The organism is Hyphomicrobium sp., assembly GCF_035548195.1.
GTDB lineage: Bacteria > Pseudomonadota > Alphaproteobacteria > Rhizobiales > Hyphomicrobiaceae > Hyphomicrobium_B.
In genome coordinates this window covers 24,036-44,114 of record NZ_DASZTY010000037.1, presented here as the reverse complement: position 1 = coordinate 44,114, position 20,079 = coordinate 24,036, and the positions used below count along the sequence as shown (strand labels likewise).

Genomic DNA, 20,079 nt, shown 5'->3' with positions numbered 1-20,079 from the left:
CCGCTCTATTTGCGCGCCGCGCTCGCGGCTTTCAGATTTCGGACAGCGGCATTGATAGGTCCGAACGGGCCGAACTTATGCTGTTCGGCCGTGAATCCATCAGCGTAAGGACCATATGGCGTATCGACAGGTTTTTCGAGCTTGTTCGGGAAGTCACGGCCGAGATTCGCCATAGCGGGACGCGGTTGTGAATCGATGTAGGCCGCAACATCCCACGCGTCCTCTGGCGACAGAGTTGGATTTTGCCAGGTTGTTCCATCGGGCATATTGCTATGAATGAAGTTTGTTGCGTCGATAATCTTGTTCATTCCGGCGCCGTCGTTGAAGCTGTCCGGTCCCCAGAGCGGCGGAAAGACGTATCCCTTGCCATCTCCAACCTTGCCGACGCGCTGACCTTGCCCGTCTGTCCCGTGACATCCCGCGCAGGTGTTCGCATAGACCGTGGCACCCTTGACCGGATCGGCAGCGCGGTTGAGTTCTCGCATGCTGCCGCTGCCCCGCCCCGCGACTGGAGCGCCGACCTGATGGCCGGTCGATAGAAATTTCAGGTATGACATCATGGCGGTCATTTCCGGACCATCCGGCGGAAGCGGCCTGCCGTTCATGCTCCGCTCCATGCAGCCCTGGATACGCTCTCCAATCGTCTCGACGCGGCCCAGACGCGCTGCGTAGGCCGGAAAATTCGCGTAAATTCCGATCAGCGGAAGGCCGAATTTTTTTGTACCGGCTTTGATGTGGCAGCTCTGACAATTGAGATTGTTTCCGGCAAACCGGTGCGACGGATCGGGGACCTCCGGGCCAATAAGCGACGAGGTTTTGGTAATCAGGTCGCGGCCGTACCTGACCGTTCGTCCCCACGTATTGTCCGGCAATTTGTCGATGTCTGGAACAACCCCTGGTCCATCCATTGAAGGGGATGCGCTTTGCGCCGCGGGTGCGTCGCCCGCTTGACAAGCCGGCAATCCCGCAACGGCAACCGTCGCGGCAAAGGTTGTGAAGCAGGCAATCGCGATCCTGGATTTGACCATGAGGGGCACCGGCTGAGTCATTGCAATATTAGCGGAAAAATTTCTCCCATTGCCGAATGTTTCTCAAAGAGTTTCTAATTTTCCGGGACCCGCATCGATTTGCTCGTATCAACATCTTTGTGGAGAGGCGGCAGCATGGTGTCGTGCACGAGCTCGGCGAAGTTTTTATCGACGCCGTTTGGGGGGACTGTCCCAGGACACCGTCGTGCCTCAAGGCATGCCGGAAACCGGCACGGCACTTGAAGAGATTAAGCCGTGCAACGAATTCGGATCGTCAAGCGCTGCCTGACGCGTCTTCGGCTCCAAGCGCGCTCTCACATTACGCAATGGCCGGATTTTCCGGCCATTCGCCGATCGCTCGCTTGTTTACTCTGCCGCCTGTTGCTCCAGCGAGGCTTTAGCATCCTCGGCGCGCTCGTAGATCTGCGTCTTCAACCCGCGCCGCCGGAGGGCATCCTGTAACTTCTGACGCGTGATGTCGCTCGTCGCGTAACGCGCCATGCTCGCGTAATGGTTCTTCATCAGATAGGCGACCATGTTCGCGTAATCCTCATAAAGGTCTTCCGCGATCCGGCATCCGTCCTGATTGACGACGACATTCACCCGGCGTCCGGCAGCCTCACACTTTCCGGCGATCACCTTCTGCAGATCCGTGATGTCGCTCTTTTTGCGCACGCTCCAACCGCTGAGGTCGATAGAGAGCATATTGGTGGCCGGATCATAGCTTGCTCGCTCGCCAAGCTTCAGATTCAAAAGATCCGACAACAAGTCCATCGGTTCGTCGCGGAACAATGCCGGATTCATCGGGATGGGCTTATGAATGTGCGGCTTGAACGCCATGTGTGCAAGAATATCGCGATCGATGTCGATGCCCGGCGCCACCTCGATCAATTCGAGTCCATGCTCCGTGAGCTGAAACACGCAACGCTCCGTCACATAAAGCACGGGCTGTGATTTTTGCGCCGCGTACTGACCCGAAAACGTGACCTGTTCGACCTGCTTCACGAACTTCCTGGCGCGGCCTTCCTGCACGATGCGAAGCTTGCCGTCTTCGATCGCAATCTTGAGTCCGCCCGCGGTGAAGGTGCCCGCGAAAACCACGGCGCGCGCATTTTGCGAAATGTCGATGAAGCCGCCGCAGCCATTGAGCTTGCCACCGAACTTGCTCGTGTTGACGTTGCCGAGGCTGTCGCATTCCGCCATGCCGAGGCACGTTAAGTCGAGCCCGCCGCCATGATAAAAATCGAACATCTGGTTTTGGTCGAGGATCGAATGCGCGTTGGCCGACGAGCCAAAGCTCGATCCTCCCGCAAGCACGCCGCCGACTGCGCCCGCTTCCGTCGTCATGACGAGATACGGCGTAACTTTCTCTTCGTTCGCGACGTTAGCAACACCGTCCGGCGCGCCGACGCCGAGATTGATAACGCCGTTTGGCGGCAATTCGAAAGCCGCGCGCCGCGCGATGATCTTGCGTTCGTCGAGTTTCATCTTCGGCAAGCTATCGACGGTCACGCGAACCTCGCCTGCTAGCGCCGGATCGTACATGACGCCGTAGTTCATGCGGTGCATCTCGGGAGGATCGGCGACGACGACGCAATCGACGAGAATGCCCGGCACTTTGACGTCTTTCGGCTTGATCGATCCGTCGGCAACGAGACGTTCGACTTGAGCGATCACGAGGCCGCCATTGTTATGCGCCGCCATCGCCTGCGCCAGCACATCGAGCGTCAGCGCTTCCTTTTCCATGCTGAGATTGCCGAGAGGATCGGCGCTCGTCGCCCGGATTAGCGCCACGTCGATCGGCGTCGCTTTATAGAAAAGCCATTCCTTGCCCTCGACCTCGACCAGTTTGACGAGATCTTCCTTCGTCATCGAATTGACCTTGCCGCCGCCGAGACGCGGATCGACATAGGTGTGCAGACCGACCTTCGTAAAGAGGCCGGGACTGCCGGATGCACAGCTGCGGTAGAGCTTCGAAATCACGCCCTGCGGCAGGTTATAGCCTTGGATTTTATTGTCCTGTGCCGCCGCTGCGACCTTCGGCATGCGCCCGAAATTTGCGGCAATGACACGCTTTAGGAGACCGTCGTGATGGAGACGCCCAGTGCCGAGACCCTTGCTGTCGCCGGCGCCTGCGCACATGATCAGCGTCAGGTCGCGAGGCGCATTCGTTTCGACGAAGCGCTTTTCGAGTGCCGCGTGCAGCGCCTCCGGAATACAACTCTGGACAAAGCCGGTGGTCGCGATGACGTCGCCCTCGCGGATACGGGCAATGGCTTCATCAGCCGTAACGACTTTGTTCGTGAGCATTGGTTGCGCTTCCCCGAATGGTCCCGCGCTCGACTTCAGCGGAACAGTCACCGTCCAGTGAAATCGGGGGGTTGTTGCTTTGTTCGATCGTGGACACGTTGCCGGTCAGTCGACCTTAGCGCAATAGCGTAGCTCTAGTGTGGTTGCCCCACTCAAGAGGGTAACCTCGGACTATCCGTGGTCGTCCCAGGGGCATTTGCCGCACCTCTTGTGCTCAAGCGCGCGCGTCGGAATGCCGGTCGGGGCGCGTTCTCAACCCATGATAGACAGCCGCCGATGACCGAACTGCTGCGCCGCAACCTGATCCCGCTCATCGTCGCCACGGCGCTGTTCATGGAAAATATGGACGCGACGGTGCTCGCAACGTCGTTGCCTGCGATTGCGCGCGACCTCCACGTCAATCCCATTAACCTCAAGCTGGCGCTCACGACGTATTTGCTCGCGCTTGCGGTTTTCATTCCGGCGTCCGGCTGGATGGCGGACCGGTTTGGCGCCAAGAACGTTTTCCGCGCGGCGATGGTTGTGTTTGCTGCAGGCTCGATTGCCTGCGCCCTCTCGACAAGCCTGGTAACCCTTGTGGCGGCGCGCGTGCTTCAAGGCATGGGCGGCGCGATGATGACGCCCGTTGGCCGCCTGATTGTGCTTCGCACCGTACCGAGAGCTGAGATCATCGGCGCGATTGCCTGGCTGTCCATTCCCGCGCTCGTCGGCCCCGTCGTCGGACCTCCGCTTGGCGGCTTCATCACGACATACTTCACGTGGCGCTGGATCTTCTGGATTAATATTCCCGTCGCGCTGCTCGGCCTTGCGCTGATTACCCGCTTTATCCCGGATGTGCGCGAAGAAACGCCCGCGGGTTTCGACCTTCGCGGCTTCCTTTTGATCGGACCGGGACTGTCGCTGTTCCTCACCGGCGTGACCCTAATGGGAATAGGGCTTGCGACTCCCGAGACAGTTGCGATTGTCACGTTGATCGGAGCCGTGCTGCTGGTCGCCTACATTTGGCACGCGATGCGCGTTCCCGAACCGCTCATCGATCTGAAGCTGCTCTCGATCCAGACCTACCGCGTCGGCGTGCTCGGCGGCTTTCTGTTCCGCATCGGCCTCGGCGCCGGACCTTTCCTGCTGCCGCTGCTGTTTCAGGCGGGCTTTGGCATGACGGCGTTTCAATCGGGAATGCTGACATTCGCCACGGGCATCGGCGCCATGGTGATGAAAACGCAGGTCGCAACAATCCTGCGCCGTTACGGGTTCCGGCGTGTTCTGCTCGCGAACGCCATTGTATCGAGCTTGTTTGCTCTGTTGCCCGCCGTCTTCACGATCGACACGCCGGCACTTCTCATCATCTTGCTGTTCCTTGCCGGAGGTCTGTCGCGTTCGCTGCAGTTCACGAGCCTCAACACGCTCGCCTATGCTGATGTGCCGCCCGAGCTTTTGAGCCGCGCGACGAGCTTCGCCGCCGTCTGCCAGAACCTTTCGGGGTCGGTCGGAGTGACCGTCGCCGCCATCGGACTCGAACTCGTGCAGAAAGCTTGGGGCGGCAACGCCATCGATGCCGGGCACTTTCCGCCTGTGTTTATTCTGATTGCGGTGATCTCTGCGTCGTCCATGCTCTGGTTTATGCAACTTTCTAGTTCGGCCGGAGCGTCGCTTCTGCCGACCGACGCCATGAAGGCGGCCGAGCCTGCCAAGGACGCTGCGCGGCTGAGCGAGGAACCACTTTAATCTCGGATCTCGGGTTGACTAATGCATAACTATTTGGTTATTGCTTTAATCCATAACCAGAGAGTTATAAATCAAGATGCCGAGCACAAACGATATTCTGTTCAAAGCGCTTTCCGATCCGACGAGACGCGCGCTTTTCGAGCGGCTTTGCCGCGAAGGGGAGCAGACCGTCGGTGCGCTGACCGCGCGCGCGAAAATCTCTCAGCCGGCCGTCTCCAAACATCTCGGAATTTTGAGAGAGGCCGGTCTGGTGCGCGATCGTCATGAAGGCCGCCAGACGCACTACGCGGTGCACATCGGCGCCCTTTCTCCGCTCATCGACTGGACCAACCAGATGACCCGATTCTGGGAAAGCCGGTTCGATCAACTTGAAGACCTGCTGAAAAGGATGGATCAATGAGCACGCCTGCAAATGAAACGCTTTCCGTCGTCGTCGAGCGCGACCTCGCGTATCCGCCCGAAAAGGTCTGGCGTGCGCTCACCCATCCGCATCTGATCGAAGAATGGCTGATGAAAAACGACTTCAAGCCGACCGTGGACCACCGTTTCAATTTTCGCGGCGATTGGGGCGCCGTCGATTGTCAGGTCGTGGCTGTCGAGCCGAACAAAACGCTGTCCTACACATGGGCAGCGATGGGCCTCGAAAGCGTCGTGACCTGGAGCCTCACGCCGACAAGCGAAGGCACACGTCTGCGGATGGAGCAGATCGGCTTCCGGCCCGATCAGCAGCAGGCTTACCAGGGCGCCAAGTTCGGGTGGCAGAAGTTCTTCGGCAATCTCGAGCAGGTTCTGTCGCGTGAAACCTGACATCGGCTGCCCGCGCTAGGCGTCCGACCAGCCCAAAAGCCGCGACCGGTATCCCGATCGCGGCAACCTATTGCTGGAAGAAAAGATCGGCGCATCGGGCGCCGCTTCCCCAAAGGGAAGTCGCCCGATACAAAAGATTAAGACTCTCTTCTTAAGCCGCCTTCGCCTGGGCTCGCTGGCGCTGGGCCTTGCGTGGCGCTTTCGCGATCACGCGCAATGCCGGCACCACGACGTCCGAGATCGGCCTGCGGCGGCGGATGACCGCTTCGCGTGCCCCAAAGGCATCGGCGAGAGCGAGCAAAGCCAGTTCAGGCTTCACACCGGCGCATCCGCGCGCGTCGACGGCGGCGAACCCGGTCCGCGAGCATGCCTGCAAGGATAAGTGCCCGGAGTTCAAGAGCGCGACACCCGACACGCCGCCGCCGGCGACGCGGTCGAGATGGAGGCTCTTGAGCTTAAGGCCCAGGCTCTCGACGGCGCGCTTTGTCGCGTGCTCGGCCGACTTGACGTCGTCGAGGCGCTTGGCGCCGTGAAGATCGATAAAGATCGTAGTCCCTGCACTAGGTACGCTAGGTTCAGAATTCGGACTCGTCCGCGAGTCCTTGACTTCCGTATTGAACGCAGCGCGCGAGTGATCTTCCTCTTGGGCGGTGCTTGAACGAGTCAAGTCCATCCCCAATTGGAAGAGGGTGTCATTAAAGGCCATGTGACCCTCCCCAACCAGCAGATAGGTTTGACTCGCCCGCTCCTTACCTCATTGGTTCTGGAATACCTCGACCATGTTGGCAGGTGGACAGACGAGAGAGGGTGCATATGAGGCCTATGCCCCCCCTACGCAAGATTTTTTTTGCCCCTCGCGGAATTTTTTTTGGCGGCGGTTTCACGTTGGCTTAACGGAAGTGTTTTTCGCGCGTCATCCACGCGCATCGGCGCGCCGTCCAGCGCAGCGTGACCGCAAGTCTGTCGCACCGCGTGCCTCAGTTGTCGTCCTTGCCGAAGAATTTGTTCAGGAGCGCCTTCGCTTTGCGCTTGGTGCGGGCCGTCGAGTCCGAAGCATCCCCGTCGTCCTTGCCGCCGAAAATCTTATCGACGATTTCGTCGCCGTTCTTGCCTTTAAACTTCTTCCCGATCTCCTTGATCGCTTCGACAGTTTTTCCAGGATCGGAAAGCACGCCCTTGAGGTCGGGATGATAGCTTGGACGGTCCCAGCTGCCCGTGATTCGCACCGGCACCTCTATTCCCGAAGCGCTGGCTGCGCCTTGCTGGCCTTGCAGAGAAGCGACAAGTTTGGGCTTCACCGTATAGTCGACCGTCCGCTCGGGCATGTGGATCGTGCCCGCGCCGGTCACGCGCAGCATCGGACTGACGAGCTGCAAATCCTGGTTCTCCGCGACACCGTTTGTCACCGTAAACGTCGCGCCGAGCGCGCTGAAATCCGTTTTCTCCGTAGGCGACGTTCTAAGACCCGACAAATCTCCCCGGGAGAGCCCGCGGATAGCGCCTGGCAGATTGAAGCCGACGACCGCACCGTCTGCAAAGAAGAAGTTCGCCTTGCCGTTCAGCGCCTCGACAAGTTGAAGCTGGCTTTGCCCGTTGGCCGTCAGTTGCAAGGTGACGTTCGCCTTGCCCGAAACCCATGAGAAATTCGCCGCGTCTTTTAGGAACGGCAGCGCGGAGACGTTTTGAAGCCCGATGTTCGCGCCGATATTCGCCGTGCCGGAAGAACCATCGACGGTGACGACGCCCTTGCCGCGTCCATCATAAAGCGCAACATCATTGAAGTTCGCTTGCATGACGTGATTTTTGACCGCGACGGTAACGGTCGAGTGCCCAATTGTAATCGTCTTGAAATGGATCTTGCCGACGTCGATGGTCGCGTTGCCGTCAGCGATGCCAAGCAGCGTTAGATTCAATTTCTCGCTCGACCAGCCGGCGCGCTGCTCAATACCGTAGACCTTCGTCTTCGGCCCGTTGAGCAGCTTTTGAATCTCGTCCGGTTGGGATGATGGTTTGGCGTCCCCGCCAATCGGCGCTTGCTGTGTCGGCTGGGCCTGCGCGCCACCCTCGGTCGCGATCACGCCCGTGACCGCACTTGTCAGGTACTTGTTGAGATCGAGTTCGGAGATCGCGAGATTGGCCTCGACGAAGGGGCGAACGCCTCCCGTCGTGACCTTGATCGTCCCTTTCGCGGTAGCCCCGTCGAGGCCGAACTCGGCGTTGTCGAAGTCCGTAACGTTGTCAGCTGTCTTAAGCGTGCCCCGTATCGTCAGGGGTCCAAATCCCGAAACCGGGGGAAGGTGGGTCCCGAACCATTCGGCCAACGCTCGTGTCGAAGCCGATCGTGCCGAAACCTTGCCCGCTAGATAGACGCCGTCGTCAATCATCAAGCCGCCATCGTAGGATGCAGCGAGAACATCGGACTTCGCATTGAACGCAAGGCGCATCGGCCTTCGTGCGTTGATGTTGGCAACGTCGGTGACATGGCCGTCGAAATCGACGCGTTTGCCGTGCCACGCGAAATTTCCGGTCGCAACGAGGGGGTCATCGAGCGATGAGAGGCCAAGCTTGGCATTGACGTTTTTTATTTCCTGGCCCTTGCCCGTGCGCTCGTCCATGAAGCGGAAAGTTCCGTTCTCGAGCCTCACGTCATCAAACTTGATGTCACCGATCGAACGAACCTTGGACGCGGAAGGCGCTGCTTCCGCCGCCGCGACTTCGATGGCGTCGCTGCGTATCCCGGGCGTTTGCAATTCGGCATAACGGAGCGGAGCCGTGCGAGACGCAAATTGCCAGTTGTTGCGGCCCGCCTTGTCGATGCGAAAGTCGAACGTCGGGTTCCGGAGAATCAGCGAATGTATCTGAACGCGCCGGGACCAAAGACTGGACGGCTTTATGCTGACATCCAACGCCTGCATCTGGACGAGCTTTCCGTCCATGCCGGGTGGTCCCGAGAGCGAAACGTCGTGCAACGAAACGCCGATCTCGGGATAGAACGTGAAGGATGCAGGCCCGGCCATGAGAAGCTCGCGACCGGTCTTGGCGCGGACTTCATCGGCAAGCTTCTGCCGTATAAAATCGCTTGGCGGATTGACGATGAGATATCCGGCGGCAGCTCCGCCGAGCAGCAGCACGCCAAGAAAAAAATAGACGACGGCGAGCAGCAGAGCATTGCGCCGCGGTGGAGGCGGCGGTTTCCGGCGCGGCCCCGACCCCAGCGGAGCGCGCACGTAGTTTGCCCGAGGTGTCGGGAAGGGCGGCGGTGGCGCAGGGTTTTGAGGTCCCATCCAATTCCTCAGAAGGCGTGATCGCTCGCTGGTATGTCGAACATCAGGCCATTATATGATCCATCGGCGAGGTCAGCGATGCTTTGTCGCCGCGGAAAACGGGTATCGGGCATGTGGAAAACGGCACTTTTGGTCATGGTCGGCTGTGGGACGGCGACGCTCTCGCAGGCGCACGCGGCGGATATGACCGCCCGTCAGGTGACTCGATTGCTTTTCACATCTCCCGCAGGTAGCACGCCCAACCTCTCGAACAAAGACCTGTCGGGCCTCGATCTCAGCGGGCTGGACTTCAAAAAGGCCAAACTCAACGGGGTGAATTTCTATGGCACCGACTTGACGGGTGCAAATCTTTCCGGCGCGAGCCTGAAAGCAGCGCGGCTCGATCGGGCGACGTTAATTGGAACGAATTTGTCGGGAGCCGATCTCTCGGGCGCGAGCTTGCTCCGGCCGAATGTCTTCGAGGATATGAAGCCGACCACGCGTTCTGGCCTTTCGTTCGCCGGAGCCCGGCTGGTCGGAGCCAATTTGAACGGCAGGTTCGACGGCGTGAACTTCAGTCGCGCTGATCTTTCGTCGGCCGTCTTCGGTCCGCGCGACCCGCGCGAGGAGGTGCTCATCACGCCGATGATGAGCCTCGCCGCCGCGAATTTCGGCGGGGCTAAGCTCGTCGGCGCAAACCTCAGCCGCAACAGTTTGGAGAACGCCAACTTTACCGACGCCGATCTGACTCATGCCAATTTGCGCGGAGCCCGGCTTGGAGGCGCAAATTTCTCGGGTGCGATTCTCGACGGCGTGGATATGACAGGTGCGGCGCTTTCGAGCGCCAATCTGCAAACGGCACGCGATTTGGACTCGGCGATCGGTCTCTCGACGACGCCGTGATCGCTTGGGGCGTTCCGCACGATTGACGGATAATTGGCGGTTGCAGTCGCAATAATAAGTTGCACGACAAGACCACGACTCTGCCCAGGTTGTGACACACGAGTCACCGAGCGTCGTGACTCATGAAACCTGTGGCGTTCGTCCTGTCCGCCAAACTCAGCCGCATCGGCCGCAAGGCCGGTGCGTTTTTTGCCTTGGCCATATTCTCGCAACTGCCCGCCATCGCCTTCGCTGTGACCGGGCCGGAAAGAGACCAACCCGCAATCATCGAAGGGTCTGGCCGGGTCGTAGATGGCGATACGCTCGATGTTGGAGCAACTCGAATTCGGCTGGAAGGCATCGACGCGCCGGAGATGGCGCAAACCTGCGAGACGGCCACAGGCAAAACGTGGGCATGCGGCAAGGTATCGGCGGCATTCCTCAGAAGCCTGGTGCAGCAGCGGGATATCGCCTGCGACCGTACCGGAACCGACAGATACCGCCGCGTTCTCGCCAACTGCTTCGAGGATGGCACCAGCGTCAACGAAGCGATGGTGCGTGCAGGTATGGCATGGGCGTTCGTGAGATATTCGCGCGAATACGTGACGGTGGAAGCCGACGCGCGCGCCCGAAAGGTCGGCGTCTGGCAAGGGCCGGCAGAAGCGCCTTGGGATTTCCGGCATAACAAATGGCAGCTTGCCCGCACGACAGCGACGCCAGGCTGCGTGATCAAAGGCAATATTTCCTCGCACGGTCACATCTACCACATGCCGTGGAGTCCCTGGTATGACCGCGTGAAGATCGACGAAGCGCGCGGCGAACGCTGGTTTTGCTCGGAAGCCGATGCCCTCGCAGCCGGGTGGCGACCGGCAGCTGCGAATTAAGACGAACTGGGCGCGGCCTCAGTCATCGCGCTTAGCGCCACGCAAGAAAGGCGCATCGGTAAGATGCGCCTTTCTTTCTACTCAGTCGGGATCGTTTCCACCCGGAACCTGTTCGTAATGTTCTTCAGGCGGACCATTATCCGGTGGTGCGTAGCGATCATCGGGCGGCGGCGGCCGGTCGTTCGCACGCGGCGGCGGCGGTGGTGGCGGTGAATCTCCGCGCGCCAGCAGCGGTGTAATCCGGCGAACGGCGACGCGGCGATTGAGCCGTTCCGGACCGTTGGTCGGAACCTTGAGATAATCTTCGCCATATCCTTGCGTCACCAGGTTCTCGAACGGCACTTGGAACTCTTCCGACAGCACCTCGGCTACCGATTCCGCACGCCGGTCCGAAAGCGACAGGTTATCTTCCGGCGAGCCGACCGCATCCGTATAGCCTTCGATCATGAAGACCTCATTCGGATTATGACGAATAACGCGCTTCATGGCGCGCGCCACGCGATCGAGTTTGCCGTACTCGCTTGGATCCACCTCCCACGAGCCGAACTCGAAATTGATATCGTCGAGATCCACGCGCCGCATGCGATCGCGAAGCGCCGCCGTCGCGCGGATTTCATCCAGCGTATACCGGTCCCTGAAATCCTCGACGGGCGGCGCGCTAAGTGCGTCGTAGACGGATTCCTCGCTCGCGCCATCGTAATCGACGATATACTCGTTGCGCGGAATTCGAACGCGCGGCGGTGGCACGTCGAGCACCGAGTTCAGGATCGCGGCACCGGCTACAACGCCGATGCCGATCCCGACGCCGGCGGCGATGTCGCGACCGACCCCGCCATGATGCCTGCGGCGATTGTCGATGATGATCACGTCGCGTCCGTCCGGCCCGCGCCGGTAGCGCCGGAGCAAGTGCCCGCTCGAGTCCGTTTCAGAATAAATCCGGACGCCGCCCGGGCGATCGATCACAGCGATGTTCGTGCCGTTCCGGCCCCGTTCGAACCGCGCATGCGGATCGACACGTCGTAGCCGCTCCCTTTCGTCATGCTGAATAACAATGCGGTTATTCTGTTTGATGATCGTACGGTCGCCTTCCTTGATGAAGGTTTTATTGCCCTCGACCTTTTGCGTTCGAGCTTTACGAAGGTTTTCAAAGCGCTGGCGTGCTTGGGCGGGTGGCAGAGGTTTCGGGAGCGCCGTTTTCCCGATGGGGGCTTTTGCCCCGATCGTCGGTGAGACAGGTCGATTCCTTACAGCAGGATTGTTGGTAGGATTGACGACCGGCGGCTTGGCGCCAGGCGTCGGAGCCCGTCCCTTTTCGCCGAAGTGTCGTTGCTCCGGCTTGCCGCGATCGCCGGCCTTGTGCTCGGCGCGGCCGTGATCCTTCGCACCGGCGGCGGGCGCCTTCGGAGCGGCCTTCTCGGTAACAGGGTGTTGCGGCGCAGGCTTGTTCGGCGCGGCGTTGATGACGGCCGGCTTTGAGGCCGGAGGTTTGTGAGGTTGCGCCGCCGCTGCCGGCTTGTTGTTGCTCGGTGTTGCGGCGCGTTTGTTGGGGGGCGGAAGATTATGAAAGCCGCTCTTCGGCGGCGGGCCCTGTTTGCCGAACGACGATGAGGGGCGTTGAGGGACAGATGGTTTCGCGCCTTGCGGTTTCGCCGTGCTCGGTTTGCCGCCAGCATGTGGCTGTCCGTGTGGCGGAGCCTTTTTCTCGCCAGTCGCCTTCGGATGCTCGTTCTTGTGCTTATTTTTCTTGCCCGCCGCGTCTTTCGAAGGAGGCGGCTTATCGTCGGCAAATACGGTCGGCGGCATCGCGACGATGGCCGATAGAAGCGAAGCCGCTGCAAAAACGGCCCGTCGGGATAAATTCATCGAATTCCTCTCGAATGCTGACGCCCACGCATGTGCCGCCACGAATCGAACCCGCGGCGCATTACTGAGGCTAGCAAAAGAGGGCCGATGCGGCATTTCTACGGCGCACATCGGGAAAGCAGATCAATAAAAGTAAGAATACGGCGCGTTGTTTCGCGAAATTTCCCCTATTTTGGCTATAAGGAACTTTGACTGGCGCGGGCGAATAAGACCGCGCCAGGATAATCGGTAAAGAGCGTTTAGACGAACTCACGTACATCGACAGGTTTGAAAGGAACAGGCTTTACGGTCTCGACCAAGGACGCAGTCACGCCCGGGCCAAGCTGCTGCAAGGTTAGAACCTTGCCATTCCGGAACCGAATGGAATCGCGGTGATAAGGCCCGTCCATTTGGGTGAACGTTGCGAATTCGGTTTCGCCAAGCCCGGCCTGCTCCCGCAGATGCGCCGGAATGTTAGCAAGCTTTAATTCGGTATCGCAGTCCATGCAAATGGCGACGGACTGATCACCCGGCGCCACGAAACCGACGCTCCCGGTCGGGAACTTGTTGCTGATGTATTCTTCGCCTTCTTGCGCCGGCCTGCTGCGATACATTTCAAGTGAGTAATCGCACATGTCTGAACCTCGTGGGTTTGTGCCTGCTCAGTGCAAACTCAGCCCAGAAACAGAGGTTCCTCCGAGTTGACCCGCTATCGGCAACGGCGCCAATTTTTTTTGGTGGTCATTGAAAACGAGCAAAGGGCGCCGCCGCGTTGAACGCATGTCTGCACCGCGGCACCGAATACTTAGATGACGCTACGGCATGGCTCGCCAATAACGTTCACTACTTAAGCCTCCATCGCCTTTGCTAGCTGGGCGTCCTTTTCGGCAGCGCGGATAAAGGCGGGGCGGCTCATCAAGCGCTGTGCATAGCTGGTGAATTCTTCTCGCTCTGGAATAAGCTTGAACATGAGCATCCAGCGGATGCCGGATCCGACCACGACATCGGCGGCAGAAAACCGATCGCCGAGAATATACGAGCCTTTGGAGACCGCCCCTGCAAGAGCCTCCATCGTCTCGTCATAGGTGCCGTAAGGCATCATCGAAGGCAGCCCCGGCTCGCGCTTTAGCGCGAAATCGCAGATGGCGGGCTCGACAGCCCATGATTGAACACGATCCAGCGCAGGTATGTGCCTCGCGCGGGATCGCCGATCGCGGGCGCAAGCCCGGCTTCGGGAAAGAGATCGGCCAGATAGATCGCGATCGCACCGACTTCCGTCACCGGCGTCTTGCCATGGACGATTGTCGGAACCTTGCCCATCGGGTTGACGGCCAGAAATTCGGGCGATTTGTGCTCGCCCTTCTTGAGATTGAGAATTTTTTGCTCATGCGGGGGTGAGCCAAGCTCCTCGAACAGCCAGCGGATCGTCGCGGAGCGCGAGTTCGGCGCGTGATAATGCACAAGCTGCGATGCGCTCATTAGAACGTTTTCTTTGATTGCTTCCGTTAAGTCGTCAGCGCCGCGCGGTGCGTCACCTTGATATCGAAGGCAGCCGCCAGCAGGGCCTTCGTATAGTCGTCCCTCGGGTGATCGAAGATCTCACGCGCCGGACCTTCTTCGACGACCTTGCCGTTTTTCATCACAATGACGTAGTTGCACAGCGCGCGAACGACTTTCAGGTCGTGACTGATAAACAGATACGCGAGATCGTGCTTATTTTGCAGGTCGCGCAACAGATCGACGATCTGCGCCTGTACGCTCATATCGAGCGCGCTCGTCGGCTCATCGAGCATGACGAATTTCGGTTTCAGCACCATTGCCCGCGCGATGGAAATACGCTGGCGTTGTCCGCCGGAAAATTCGTGCGGATAGCGGTCACGCGTCGCTGGATCGAGCCCGACTTCCTTTAACGCCACCGTCACACGCTCGTGGCGGCTGTCTTCGTCGAGTTCCGGATTCTGAATAAGCAGACCTTCTTCGATGATTTGCTCGACCGTCAGGCGCGGCGAGAGCGAACCGTAGGGGTCTTGGAAAACGATCTGCATTTCCTTGCGCAGCGGCCGCATCTGCTTGTTATTGAGGCCGTCGATCCGCTTGCCGACGTAAGCTATCGGGCCTTCAGACGAGAGAAGCCGCAAAATCGCAAGTCCGAGCGTCGTTTTTCCCGATCCCGACTCGCCGACAACACCGAGCGTTTCTCCCGCCCGCACCTTCATCGAAAGCCCGTCGACCGCCTTCACGTAATCAACAGTCCGTTGCAGCCAGCCGCGCTTGATCGGGAACCAGACCTTGAGATCGTCAGTCTCGACAACGACCGGGCGGGAGGTATCGACAGGCGGCGGCTCACCCTTAGGCTCGGCCTCAATCAGATGTCGCGTATAGGAATGCTTCGGTGCGGTGAATACATCTTCGGTATCCCCGGTCTCAACGATTTCACCGTGACGCATAACGTAGACCCGCTCCGCCATGCGCCGGACGATGCCGAGATCGTGGGTGATGAGCAGCATCGCCATGCCCATTTCTTTCTGCAGGGCTTTCAGCAATTCCAGAATCTGCGCCTGAATGGTCACGTCGAGTGCCGTCGTCGGCTCATCGGCGATAAGGAGATCGGGCTGGTTGGCGAGCGCGATGGCGATCATCACGCGTTGCCGCTGACCGCCCGAAAGCTGATGCGGGTAGGCCGATAGTCGCTTTTCAGGATCGCGAATGCCGACCTTATTCAAAAGCTCAATGACGCGGGCGCGCGTCTCGCTTGTCGATAGCTTCTGATGCAGCTTGATGATTTCACCCACCTGCACTTCGATCGTGTGCAGCGGATTGAGCGTTGTCATCGGCTCCTGAAAAATGATGGAAATCCGGCGCCCGCGAATATCGCGCAGTTGCGATTCCTTGAGCTTCAGAATGTCTTTGCCTTCGAACAGGATTTCGCCCGACGGATACGAAGCCGAATTTGGCAGAAGCCGCAGGATCGACATCGCCGAGACGGTTTTTCCCGAGCCCGACTCTCCAACGAGTGCAACGATCTCGCCCTTGCCGATATCGAACGAAACGTTCTTTACGACACGGCTCACGTCTTTTCCCTCGCCGAAAGCAACGGAGAGATCGCGAACGTCAACGAGCGTGTTGCCTGTCATCGGTGCTACCCTTGCGTTCTGAATGTCTTGCGCGGGTCCAGCGCATCGCGCACCGCTTCACCCATGAAGATCGCGAGCGACAGGATGATCGATACTGAAATGAAGCCCGAGATGCCGAGCCACGGTGCTTCGAGATGCTTTTTGCCTTCGAGCAGAAGCTCACCGAGCGACGGCGATCCTGGCGGCATGCCGAGACCAAGGAAGTCGAGCGCCGTTAATGCCGCGATAGCGCCGGAAAGCTTGAACGGTAGGAACGTCAGCGTCGCGACAGTCGCATTCGGTAACAGGTGCTTGAAAATGATCTGCCAGTCGGAAAGGCCGAGCGCACGCGCGGCGCGGACGTATTCAAGATTGCGCCCGCGCAAGAACTCGGCGCGAACGAGCCCGACAAGAGATGTCCAGCTGAAAATCATCAGGATGCCGAGGAGCGTCCAGAAGCCGGGCACGAACAGAGATGACAGGATCAGCAGCACGAACAACTCGGGGATCGAGTTCCAAATCTCCAGCAGGCGTTGAAAGATCAGGTCGACCTTGCCGCCGAAGTATCCTTGCACGGCACCGGCAATAATTCCGAGCGCCGACGACACGATCGTCAGCAGCAAGCCGAACAGCACAGAAATACGGAAACCGTAAATGACACGCGCCACGACATCGCGCCCCTGGCTGTCGAGCCCGAGCCAGTTGGTATTTCCCCATTTGTTATAGCGGGCCAATTGATCCGCGGGCGCGTCACAAAGCTTGAGCGACGAAGCCCAGGGCGGCGGTGCCGGATAGCCGAGGCAGATACCATTATCGCCGATGCGTCCGGGATAGTCCTTGTTGATTGTGTCGTACGAATACCGGATCGGCGGCCAGATCATCCAGCCATGGGCCTTGATCTCGTTGGCGATCTCCGGCGTCCGATAATCTGTTATGGCAAGAAAGCCGCCGAATTTGTCTTCCGGATAATCAACGAGCACGGGAAATAGAATTTCGCCCTTGTAGCTGACAATCAACGGCCGGTCGTTGGCGATGAACTCGGCAAACAGCGAAACGAGAAATAACGTCGAAAAGATTACGAACGAACGATAGCCGAGCTTGTGCGATTTGAATCGTTCGAGCCGCCGCCGGTTGACCGGCGACAGATGGAAGCGTCGTTTAAATAGCTGAAATCGCGACAATGTCTTGGTGGGCGCCGTCGCGCTCGCATCGATCGTTTTCTGATCCATCGTCAGACCTCGCGCGTCTCGAAGTCGATACGCGGATCGACGATCGTGTAGACGAAATCCGAAATGATACCGACGAACAAACCGACAAGAGAGAAAATATAAAGCGACGCGAAGACGACGGGATAGTCGCGCTTCTCGATGCTTTCGAACGACAACAGCCCCAGACCGTCAAGCGAGAAGATCGTCTCAATTAGTAGCGCACCGGAGAAGAAGGCGCTGATGAACGCAGATGGAAAGCCGGAAATGATCAGTAGCATCGCGTTACGGAACACGTGCCCGTAAAGCACCTGATGCTCGGTCAGGCCCTTCGCGCGCGCCGCGACGACATACTGCTTGCGGATTTCGTCGAGGAAAGAGTTCTTCGTCAGGAACGTCATCGCCGTAAACGATCCGACCGCCATCGCGATCATCGGCAACACGAGATGCCAGAGATAGTCAGTAATTTTTCCGAACAACGAAAGCTGATCCCAATTGTCGGAGAACAATCCGCGCGACGGGAACCACTGGAAGAATGAAGATCCCGCAAACAGGATCAGCAGCAGAACCGCAAACAGAAATCCGGGAATAGCGTATCCGAGAACCAGCACGGCGCTCGTCCACGTATCGAATGGCGAGCCGTCCCTGACGGCTTTCCTGATGCCGAGTGGAATCGAGACCAGATATGTCAGCAGTGTCATCCACACGCCGAGGGAGATCGATACCGGCAACTTTTCCTTGATCAGTTCGAGGACGGAGACATCGCGGAAATAGCTCTTGCCGAAATTGAACGTGAGAAAGTTCTTCATCATCAGGTAGAAGCGCTCGGGCGCCGGCTTGTCGAAGCCGAACTGCTTTTCGAGACTTTTGATGAAGGCTGGGTCCAGTCCTTGCGCGCCGCGATATTTCGACGTTATGGCGTCGCCGCCTTGGCCAAGCTGCGCCGTAGCGGAATTACCTCCGCCGAGCGCATCTCCCCCTCCGCCGCCCATGCGGCTGACGATGGATGAAGTATTGCCTGTTAGCTGGGCAATCATTTGTTCCACCGGACCGCCCGGCGCGAACTGAATGATGATGAAAGAAAACAGCATGATGCCGAACAACGTCGGAATGACGAGCAGCACCCGTTTGAGAAGATAAAAGGCCATCAGGGCTTCGCCTGTTGTTCGTGGGACTGCGGTTGCGGTTTGCCGGAAGCGAGCGCTTCGGCCTTCTTCGGATCGAACCACCACGTATCGAGCACGCCCTCATCGTACTTGGGCTGCACGGCAGGGCGCGAGTATTTATTCCAATAGGCTATGCCATATGACGCTTTATACCAGTGCGGCACCCAATAATGCCCGGCGCGCAGCACGCGGTCGATAGCGTGCGTGGCGGTGACAAGTTCTTTTCTCGATTTTGCCGCTGTTACCTTGTCGATCAGCGCATCGACGACGGGATCAGCGATGCCAGCAAGATTGAATGACCCATCCATCTTTGCTGCCTGCGATCCCCAATAGCTGCGCATCTCGATGCCAGGCGTAAGACGCAGGGCATAGCGTTGCGTGGTCACGTCAAAATCGAAGGATTTGACGCGCCGCTCGAACTGGCTTGGATCGACGAGACGCCAGGACGCATCGATGCCGATACTCTTGAGATTCTCCGTATAAGGCACGGTGATGCGCTCGAAGGCGGCTTCGAAGTCGAGGAATTCGATCGTCAGCCGTTCGCCCTTGGCATTGTGCAGCATGTGGTCTGGGCCGGGCTTCCAGCCGGCCGCAAGCAAAAGATCATGCGCCTTCTTGAGATTGGCGCGGTTGTTGCCGCTGCCGTCCGTCACAGGCGGAATATAGGGCTCGCCGAAAACTTCGGCTGGAAGCTTGTCCTTATAGGGGTTGAGCAGCGCCAGCTCCTCCGGACCAGGCAACCCCGTGGCCTTCATGTCGGAATTTTCGAAGTAGCTCGTCGTGCGCTTATAGAGTCCGTAGAACAGCTTCTTGTTCGACCATTCGAAGTCGAAGACGAGATCGAGCGCAAGCCTCACGCTCGGATCTTTGAATTTGTCGCGGCGCGTATTGATAAAATATCCCTGCGCCCCGGATGGCCTGTTGTCCGGTAGCGAAGTCTTGATCAGACGGCCGTCATGCACAGCAGGTATATTGTAGCCCGTGGCCCATGCGACGCTTGAGAACTCCTCGCGAAAATCGAGTTGCCCCGATTTCAGCGCTTCGAGTTCGATGTTGCGGTCGCGGAAATAATCGTAGCGGATTTCGTCGAGGTTGAAGCGGCCGCGATTGACCGGCAGATCCTTGGCCCAATAGTCTTTTCGCCGCTCATAGGTGATGTACGTTCCCGGATTGAATTCCTTGATCCGGTACGGCCCCGAACCGAGCGGCGGCTTCAAGGTCGTTTCTTCGAATGGCTGCTTTGAGTAGTAAGCCTTCGACAGGACCGGCAACTGCGCAACCGTAATCGGCAGGTCGCGCGTTAGCGTGCCTTTGAACGTGTAGCGCACGGTTTCGGGATCCAAAGCTTCCGCCGACACGACATCGTGCAGCGGCTGCGCGAGCGCCGGATGGCCCTTTGCTTTGATCGTATCGAACGAAAAAACAACGTCGTCGGCCGTGATCGGCGTACCGTCGGAAAACTTCGCTTCGGGCCGCAGCTTGAACGTCACCGACATGCCATCGGCGGCGACATCCGCGGACTTCGCGACGAGCCCATAAACGGCGTCGGGCTCGTCCTGGGCGCGCACCATCAGGCTATCGAAGAGGAAGTCGAGTCCCTGGGCGGCGTCACCCTTCAAAATGTACGGATTGAGATTGTCGAACGTGTTTGCGCCGCCTGTTCCGAGGGTGACCATGCGGCCGCCCTTCGGCGCATCCGGATTGACATAGTCGAAGTGCTGGAAGTCGGCCGGGTATTTCAATTCGCCGAAGACGGAAAGCCCGTGCCGCGGCTCAGCAAGCGCATCCGTTGCGCCGAGACTCGCGGCCGCCAGAGCCAGTGCCGCGAGCTTCACGACCATTTCCGTTCGCTTT

General features: G+C 59.0%; 17 protein-coding genes. 5 read left to right on the top strand and 12 right to left on the bottom strand.

Going from position 1 to position 20,079, the window contains the following annotated elements; all coding sequences use genetic code 11:
* Positions 1-5 precede the first annotated feature (5 nt).
* Together VHB22_RS15280 and VHB22_RS15275 are read right to left on the bottom strand one after the other, a co-directional pair.
* Positions 6-1,028 (bottom strand): c-type cytochrome, encoded by a 1,023-nt coding sequence (locus VHB22_RS15280; RefSeq protein WP_325457845.1) that lies wholly within the window; start codon positions 1,026-1,028, stop codon positions 6-8.
* 366 nt (positions 1,029-1,394) lie between these two features.
* The gene (locus VHB22_RS15275; RefSeq protein WP_325457844.1) at positions 1,395-3,338 is read right to left on the bottom strand and encodes an acyl CoA:acetate/3-ketoacid CoA transferase; all 1,944 of its coding nucleotides are present in this window, start codon (positions 3,336-3,338) and stop codon (positions 1,395-1,397) included.
* Between the two features lie 276 nt (positions 3,339-3,614).
* Here VHB22_RS15275 and VHB22_RS15270 point away from each other — a divergent pair, with 276 nt between their 5' ends.
* The 3 genes from VHB22_RS15270 (at position 3,615) to VHB22_RS15260 (ending at position 5,870) form a co-directional block, all read left to right on the top strand.
* Positions 3,615-5,063 (top strand): DHA2 family efflux MFS transporter permease subunit, encoded by a 1,449-nt coding sequence (locus VHB22_RS15270; protein WP_325457843.1) that lies wholly within the window; start codon positions 3,615-3,617, stop codon positions 5,061-5,063.
* Between the two features lie 76 nt (positions 5,064-5,139).
* Positions 5,140-5,463 (top strand): metalloregulator ArsR/SmtB family transcription factor, encoded by a 324-nt coding sequence (locus tag VHB22_RS15265; protein ID WP_325457842.1) that lies wholly within the window; start codon positions 5,140-5,142, stop codon positions 5,461-5,463.
* Entirely contained in the window at positions 5,460-5,870 is a 411-nt protein-coding gene (locus VHB22_RS15260) for an SRPBCC domain-containing protein (RefSeq protein WP_325457841.1), read from the top strand. The genes VHB22_RS15265 and VHB22_RS15260 overlap by 4 nt, the downstream gene beginning before the upstream one ends.
* A gap of 151 nt (positions 5,871-6,021) precedes the next feature.
* On the opposite strand, the gene VHB22_RS15255 is transcribed toward VHB22_RS15260, so the two are convergent.
* Both VHB22_RS15255 and VHB22_RS15250 read right to left on the bottom strand, forming a co-directional pair.
* Positions 6,022-6,576: an S-adenosylmethionine decarboxylase family protein gene (locus VHB22_RS15255; RefSeq protein ID WP_325457840.1), complete on the bottom strand. Its 555-nt coding sequence runs from the start codon at positions 6,574-6,576 to the stop codon at positions 6,022-6,024.
* A 271-nt stretch (positions 6,577-6,847) separates the two neighbouring features.
* Positions 6,848-9,154 (bottom strand): AsmA family protein, encoded by a 2,307-nt coding sequence (locus VHB22_RS15250; protein WP_325457839.1) that lies wholly within the window; start codon positions 9,152-9,154, stop codon positions 6,848-6,850.
* 78 nt (positions 9,155-9,232) lie between these two features.
* On the opposite strand from VHB22_RS15250, the gene VHB22_RS15245 reads away from it, so the two are divergent.
* Together VHB22_RS15245 and VHB22_RS15240 are read left to right on the top strand one after the other, a co-directional pair.
* Positions 9,233-10,036 (top strand): pentapeptide repeat-containing protein, encoded by an 804-nt coding sequence (locus tag VHB22_RS15245; protein ID WP_325457838.1) that lies wholly within the window; start codon positions 9,233-9,235, stop codon positions 10,034-10,036.
* A 122-nt stretch (positions 10,037-10,158) separates the two neighbouring features.
* Entirely contained in the window at positions 10,159-10,899 is a 741-nt protein-coding gene (locus tag VHB22_RS15240; RefSeq protein ID WP_325457837.1) for a thermonuclease family protein, read from the top strand.
* An 81-nt stretch (positions 10,900-10,980) separates the two neighbouring features.
* Here VHB22_RS15240 and VHB22_RS15235 read toward each other — a convergent pair whose 3' ends face one another.
* The 8 genes from VHB22_RS15235 to VHB22_RS15200 all read right to left on the bottom strand — a co-directional run bounded on the left by VHB22_RS15235 (position 10,981) and on the right by VHB22_RS15200 (position 20,066).
* Positions 10,981-12,762, bottom strand: a complete 1,782-nt coding sequence (locus VHB22_RS15235) for an OmpA family protein (protein ID WP_325457836.1) — start codon at positions 12,760-12,762, stop codon at positions 10,981-10,983.
* Positions 12,763-13,001: 239 nt separating this feature from the next.
* Positions 13,002-13,376, bottom strand: coding sequence for a hypothetical protein (locus VHB22_RS15230; RefSeq protein ID WP_325457835.1), 375 nt, complete (start codon positions 13,374-13,376; stop codon positions 13,002-13,004).
* A 212-nt stretch (positions 13,377-13,588) separates the two neighbouring features.
* Positions 13,589-13,843, bottom strand: a complete 255-nt coding sequence (locus tag VHB22_RS15225) for a glutathione binding-like protein (protein ID WP_325457834.1) — start codon at positions 13,841-13,843, stop codon at positions 13,589-13,591.
* A 23-nt stretch (positions 13,844-13,866) separates the two neighbouring features.
* Entirely contained in the window at positions 13,867-14,220 is a 354-nt protein-coding gene (locus VHB22_RS15220) for a glutathione S-transferase N-terminal domain-containing protein (protein WP_325457833.1), read from the bottom strand.
* 26 nt (positions 14,221-14,246) lie between these two features.
* Entirely contained in the window at positions 14,247-15,875 is a 1,629-nt protein-coding gene (locus tag VHB22_RS15215) for an ABC transporter ATP-binding protein (RefSeq protein ID WP_325457832.1), read from the bottom strand.
* A 5-nt stretch (positions 15,876-15,880) separates the two neighbouring features.
* Positions 15,881-17,083, bottom strand: a complete 1,203-nt coding sequence (locus VHB22_RS15210) for an ABC transporter permease (protein ID WP_325457831.1) — start codon at positions 17,081-17,083, stop codon at positions 15,881-15,883.
* Positions 17,084-17,085: 2 nt separating this feature from the next.
* Positions 17,086-18,207 (bottom strand): microcin C ABC transporter permease YejB, encoded by a 1,122-nt coding sequence (locus VHB22_RS15205; RefSeq protein ID WP_325457830.1) that lies wholly within the window; start codon positions 18,205-18,207, stop codon positions 17,086-17,088.
* On the bottom strand, positions 18,207-20,066 hold the full coding sequence (locus VHB22_RS15200; RefSeq protein WP_414652752.1) for an extracellular solute-binding protein: 1,860 nt from the start codon (positions 20,064-20,066) through the stop codon (positions 18,207-18,209). Before VHB22_RS15200 ends, VHB22_RS15205 begins: the two co-directional genes overlap by 1 nt.
* Between the last annotated feature and the right edge of the window lie 13 nt (positions 20,067-20,079).

Bases quoted from the DNA above. Each gene is read 5' to 3' on its own strand.
- VHB22_RS15240 (WP_325457837.1), top strand. From the start codon at position 10,159: ATGAAACCTGTGGCGTTCGTCCTGTCCGCCAAACTCAGCCGCATCGGC.
- VHB22_RS15215 (WP_325457832.1), bottom strand. From the start codon at position 15,875: ATGACAGGCAACACGCTCGTTGACGTTCGCGATCTCTCCGTTGCTTTC.
- VHB22_RS15245 (WP_325457838.1), top strand. From the start codon at position 9,233: ATGCTTTGTCGCCGCGGAAAACGGGTATCGGGCATGTGGAAAACGGCA.
- VHB22_RS15265 (WP_325457842.1), top strand. From the start codon at position 5,140: ATGCCGAGCACAAACGATATTCTGTTCAAAGCGCTTTCCGATCCGACG.
- VHB22_RS15225 (WP_325457834.1), bottom strand. From the start codon at position 13,843: ATGATGCCTTACGGCACCTATGACGAGACGATGGAGGCTCTTGCAGGG.
- VHB22_RS15280 (WP_325457845.1), bottom strand. From the start codon at position 1,028: ATGGTCAAATCCAGGATCGCGATTGCCTGCTTCACAACCTTTGCCGCG.
- VHB22_RS15220 (WP_325457833.1), bottom strand. From the start codon at position 14,220: ATGAGCGCATCGCAGCTTGTGCATTATCACGCGCCGAACTCGCGCTCC.
- VHB22_RS15235 (WP_325457836.1), bottom strand. From the start codon at position 12,762: ATGAATTTATCCCGACGGGCCGTTTTTGCAGCGGCTTCGCTTCTATCG.
- VHB22_RS15255 (WP_325457840.1), bottom strand. From the start codon at position 6,576: ATGGCCTTTAATGACACCCTCTTCCAATTGGGGATGGACTTGACTCGT.
- VHB22_RS15230 (WP_325457835.1), bottom strand. From the start codon at position 13,376: ATGTGCGATTACTCACTTGAAATGTATCGCAGCAGGCCGGCGCAAGAA.
- VHB22_RS15275 (WP_325457844.1), bottom strand. From the start codon at position 3,338: ATGCTCACGAACAAAGTCGTTACGGCTGATGAAGCCATTGCCCGTATC.
- VHB22_RS15250 (WP_325457839.1), bottom strand. From the start codon at position 9,154: ATGGGACCTCAAAACCCTGCGCCACCGCCGCCCTTCCCGACACCTCGG.
- VHB22_RS15200 (WP_414652752.1), bottom strand. From the start codon at position 20,066: ATGGTCGTGAAGCTCGCGGCACTGGCTCTGGCGGCCGCGAGTCTCGGC.
- VHB22_RS15210 (WP_325457831.1), bottom strand. From the start codon at position 17,083: ATGGATCAGAAAACGATCGATGCGAGCGCGACGGCGCCCACCAAGACA.
- VHB22_RS15260 (WP_325457841.1), top strand. From the start codon at position 5,460: ATGAGCACGCCTGCAAATGAAACGCTTTCCGTCGTCGTCGAGCGCGAC.
- VHB22_RS15205 (WP_325457830.1), bottom strand. From the start codon at position 18,207: ATGGCCTTTTATCTTCTCAAACGGGTGCTGCTCGTCATTCCGACGTTG.
- VHB22_RS15270 (WP_325457843.1), top strand. From the start codon at position 3,615: ATGACCGAACTGCTGCGCCGCAACCTGATCCCGCTCATCGTCGCCACG.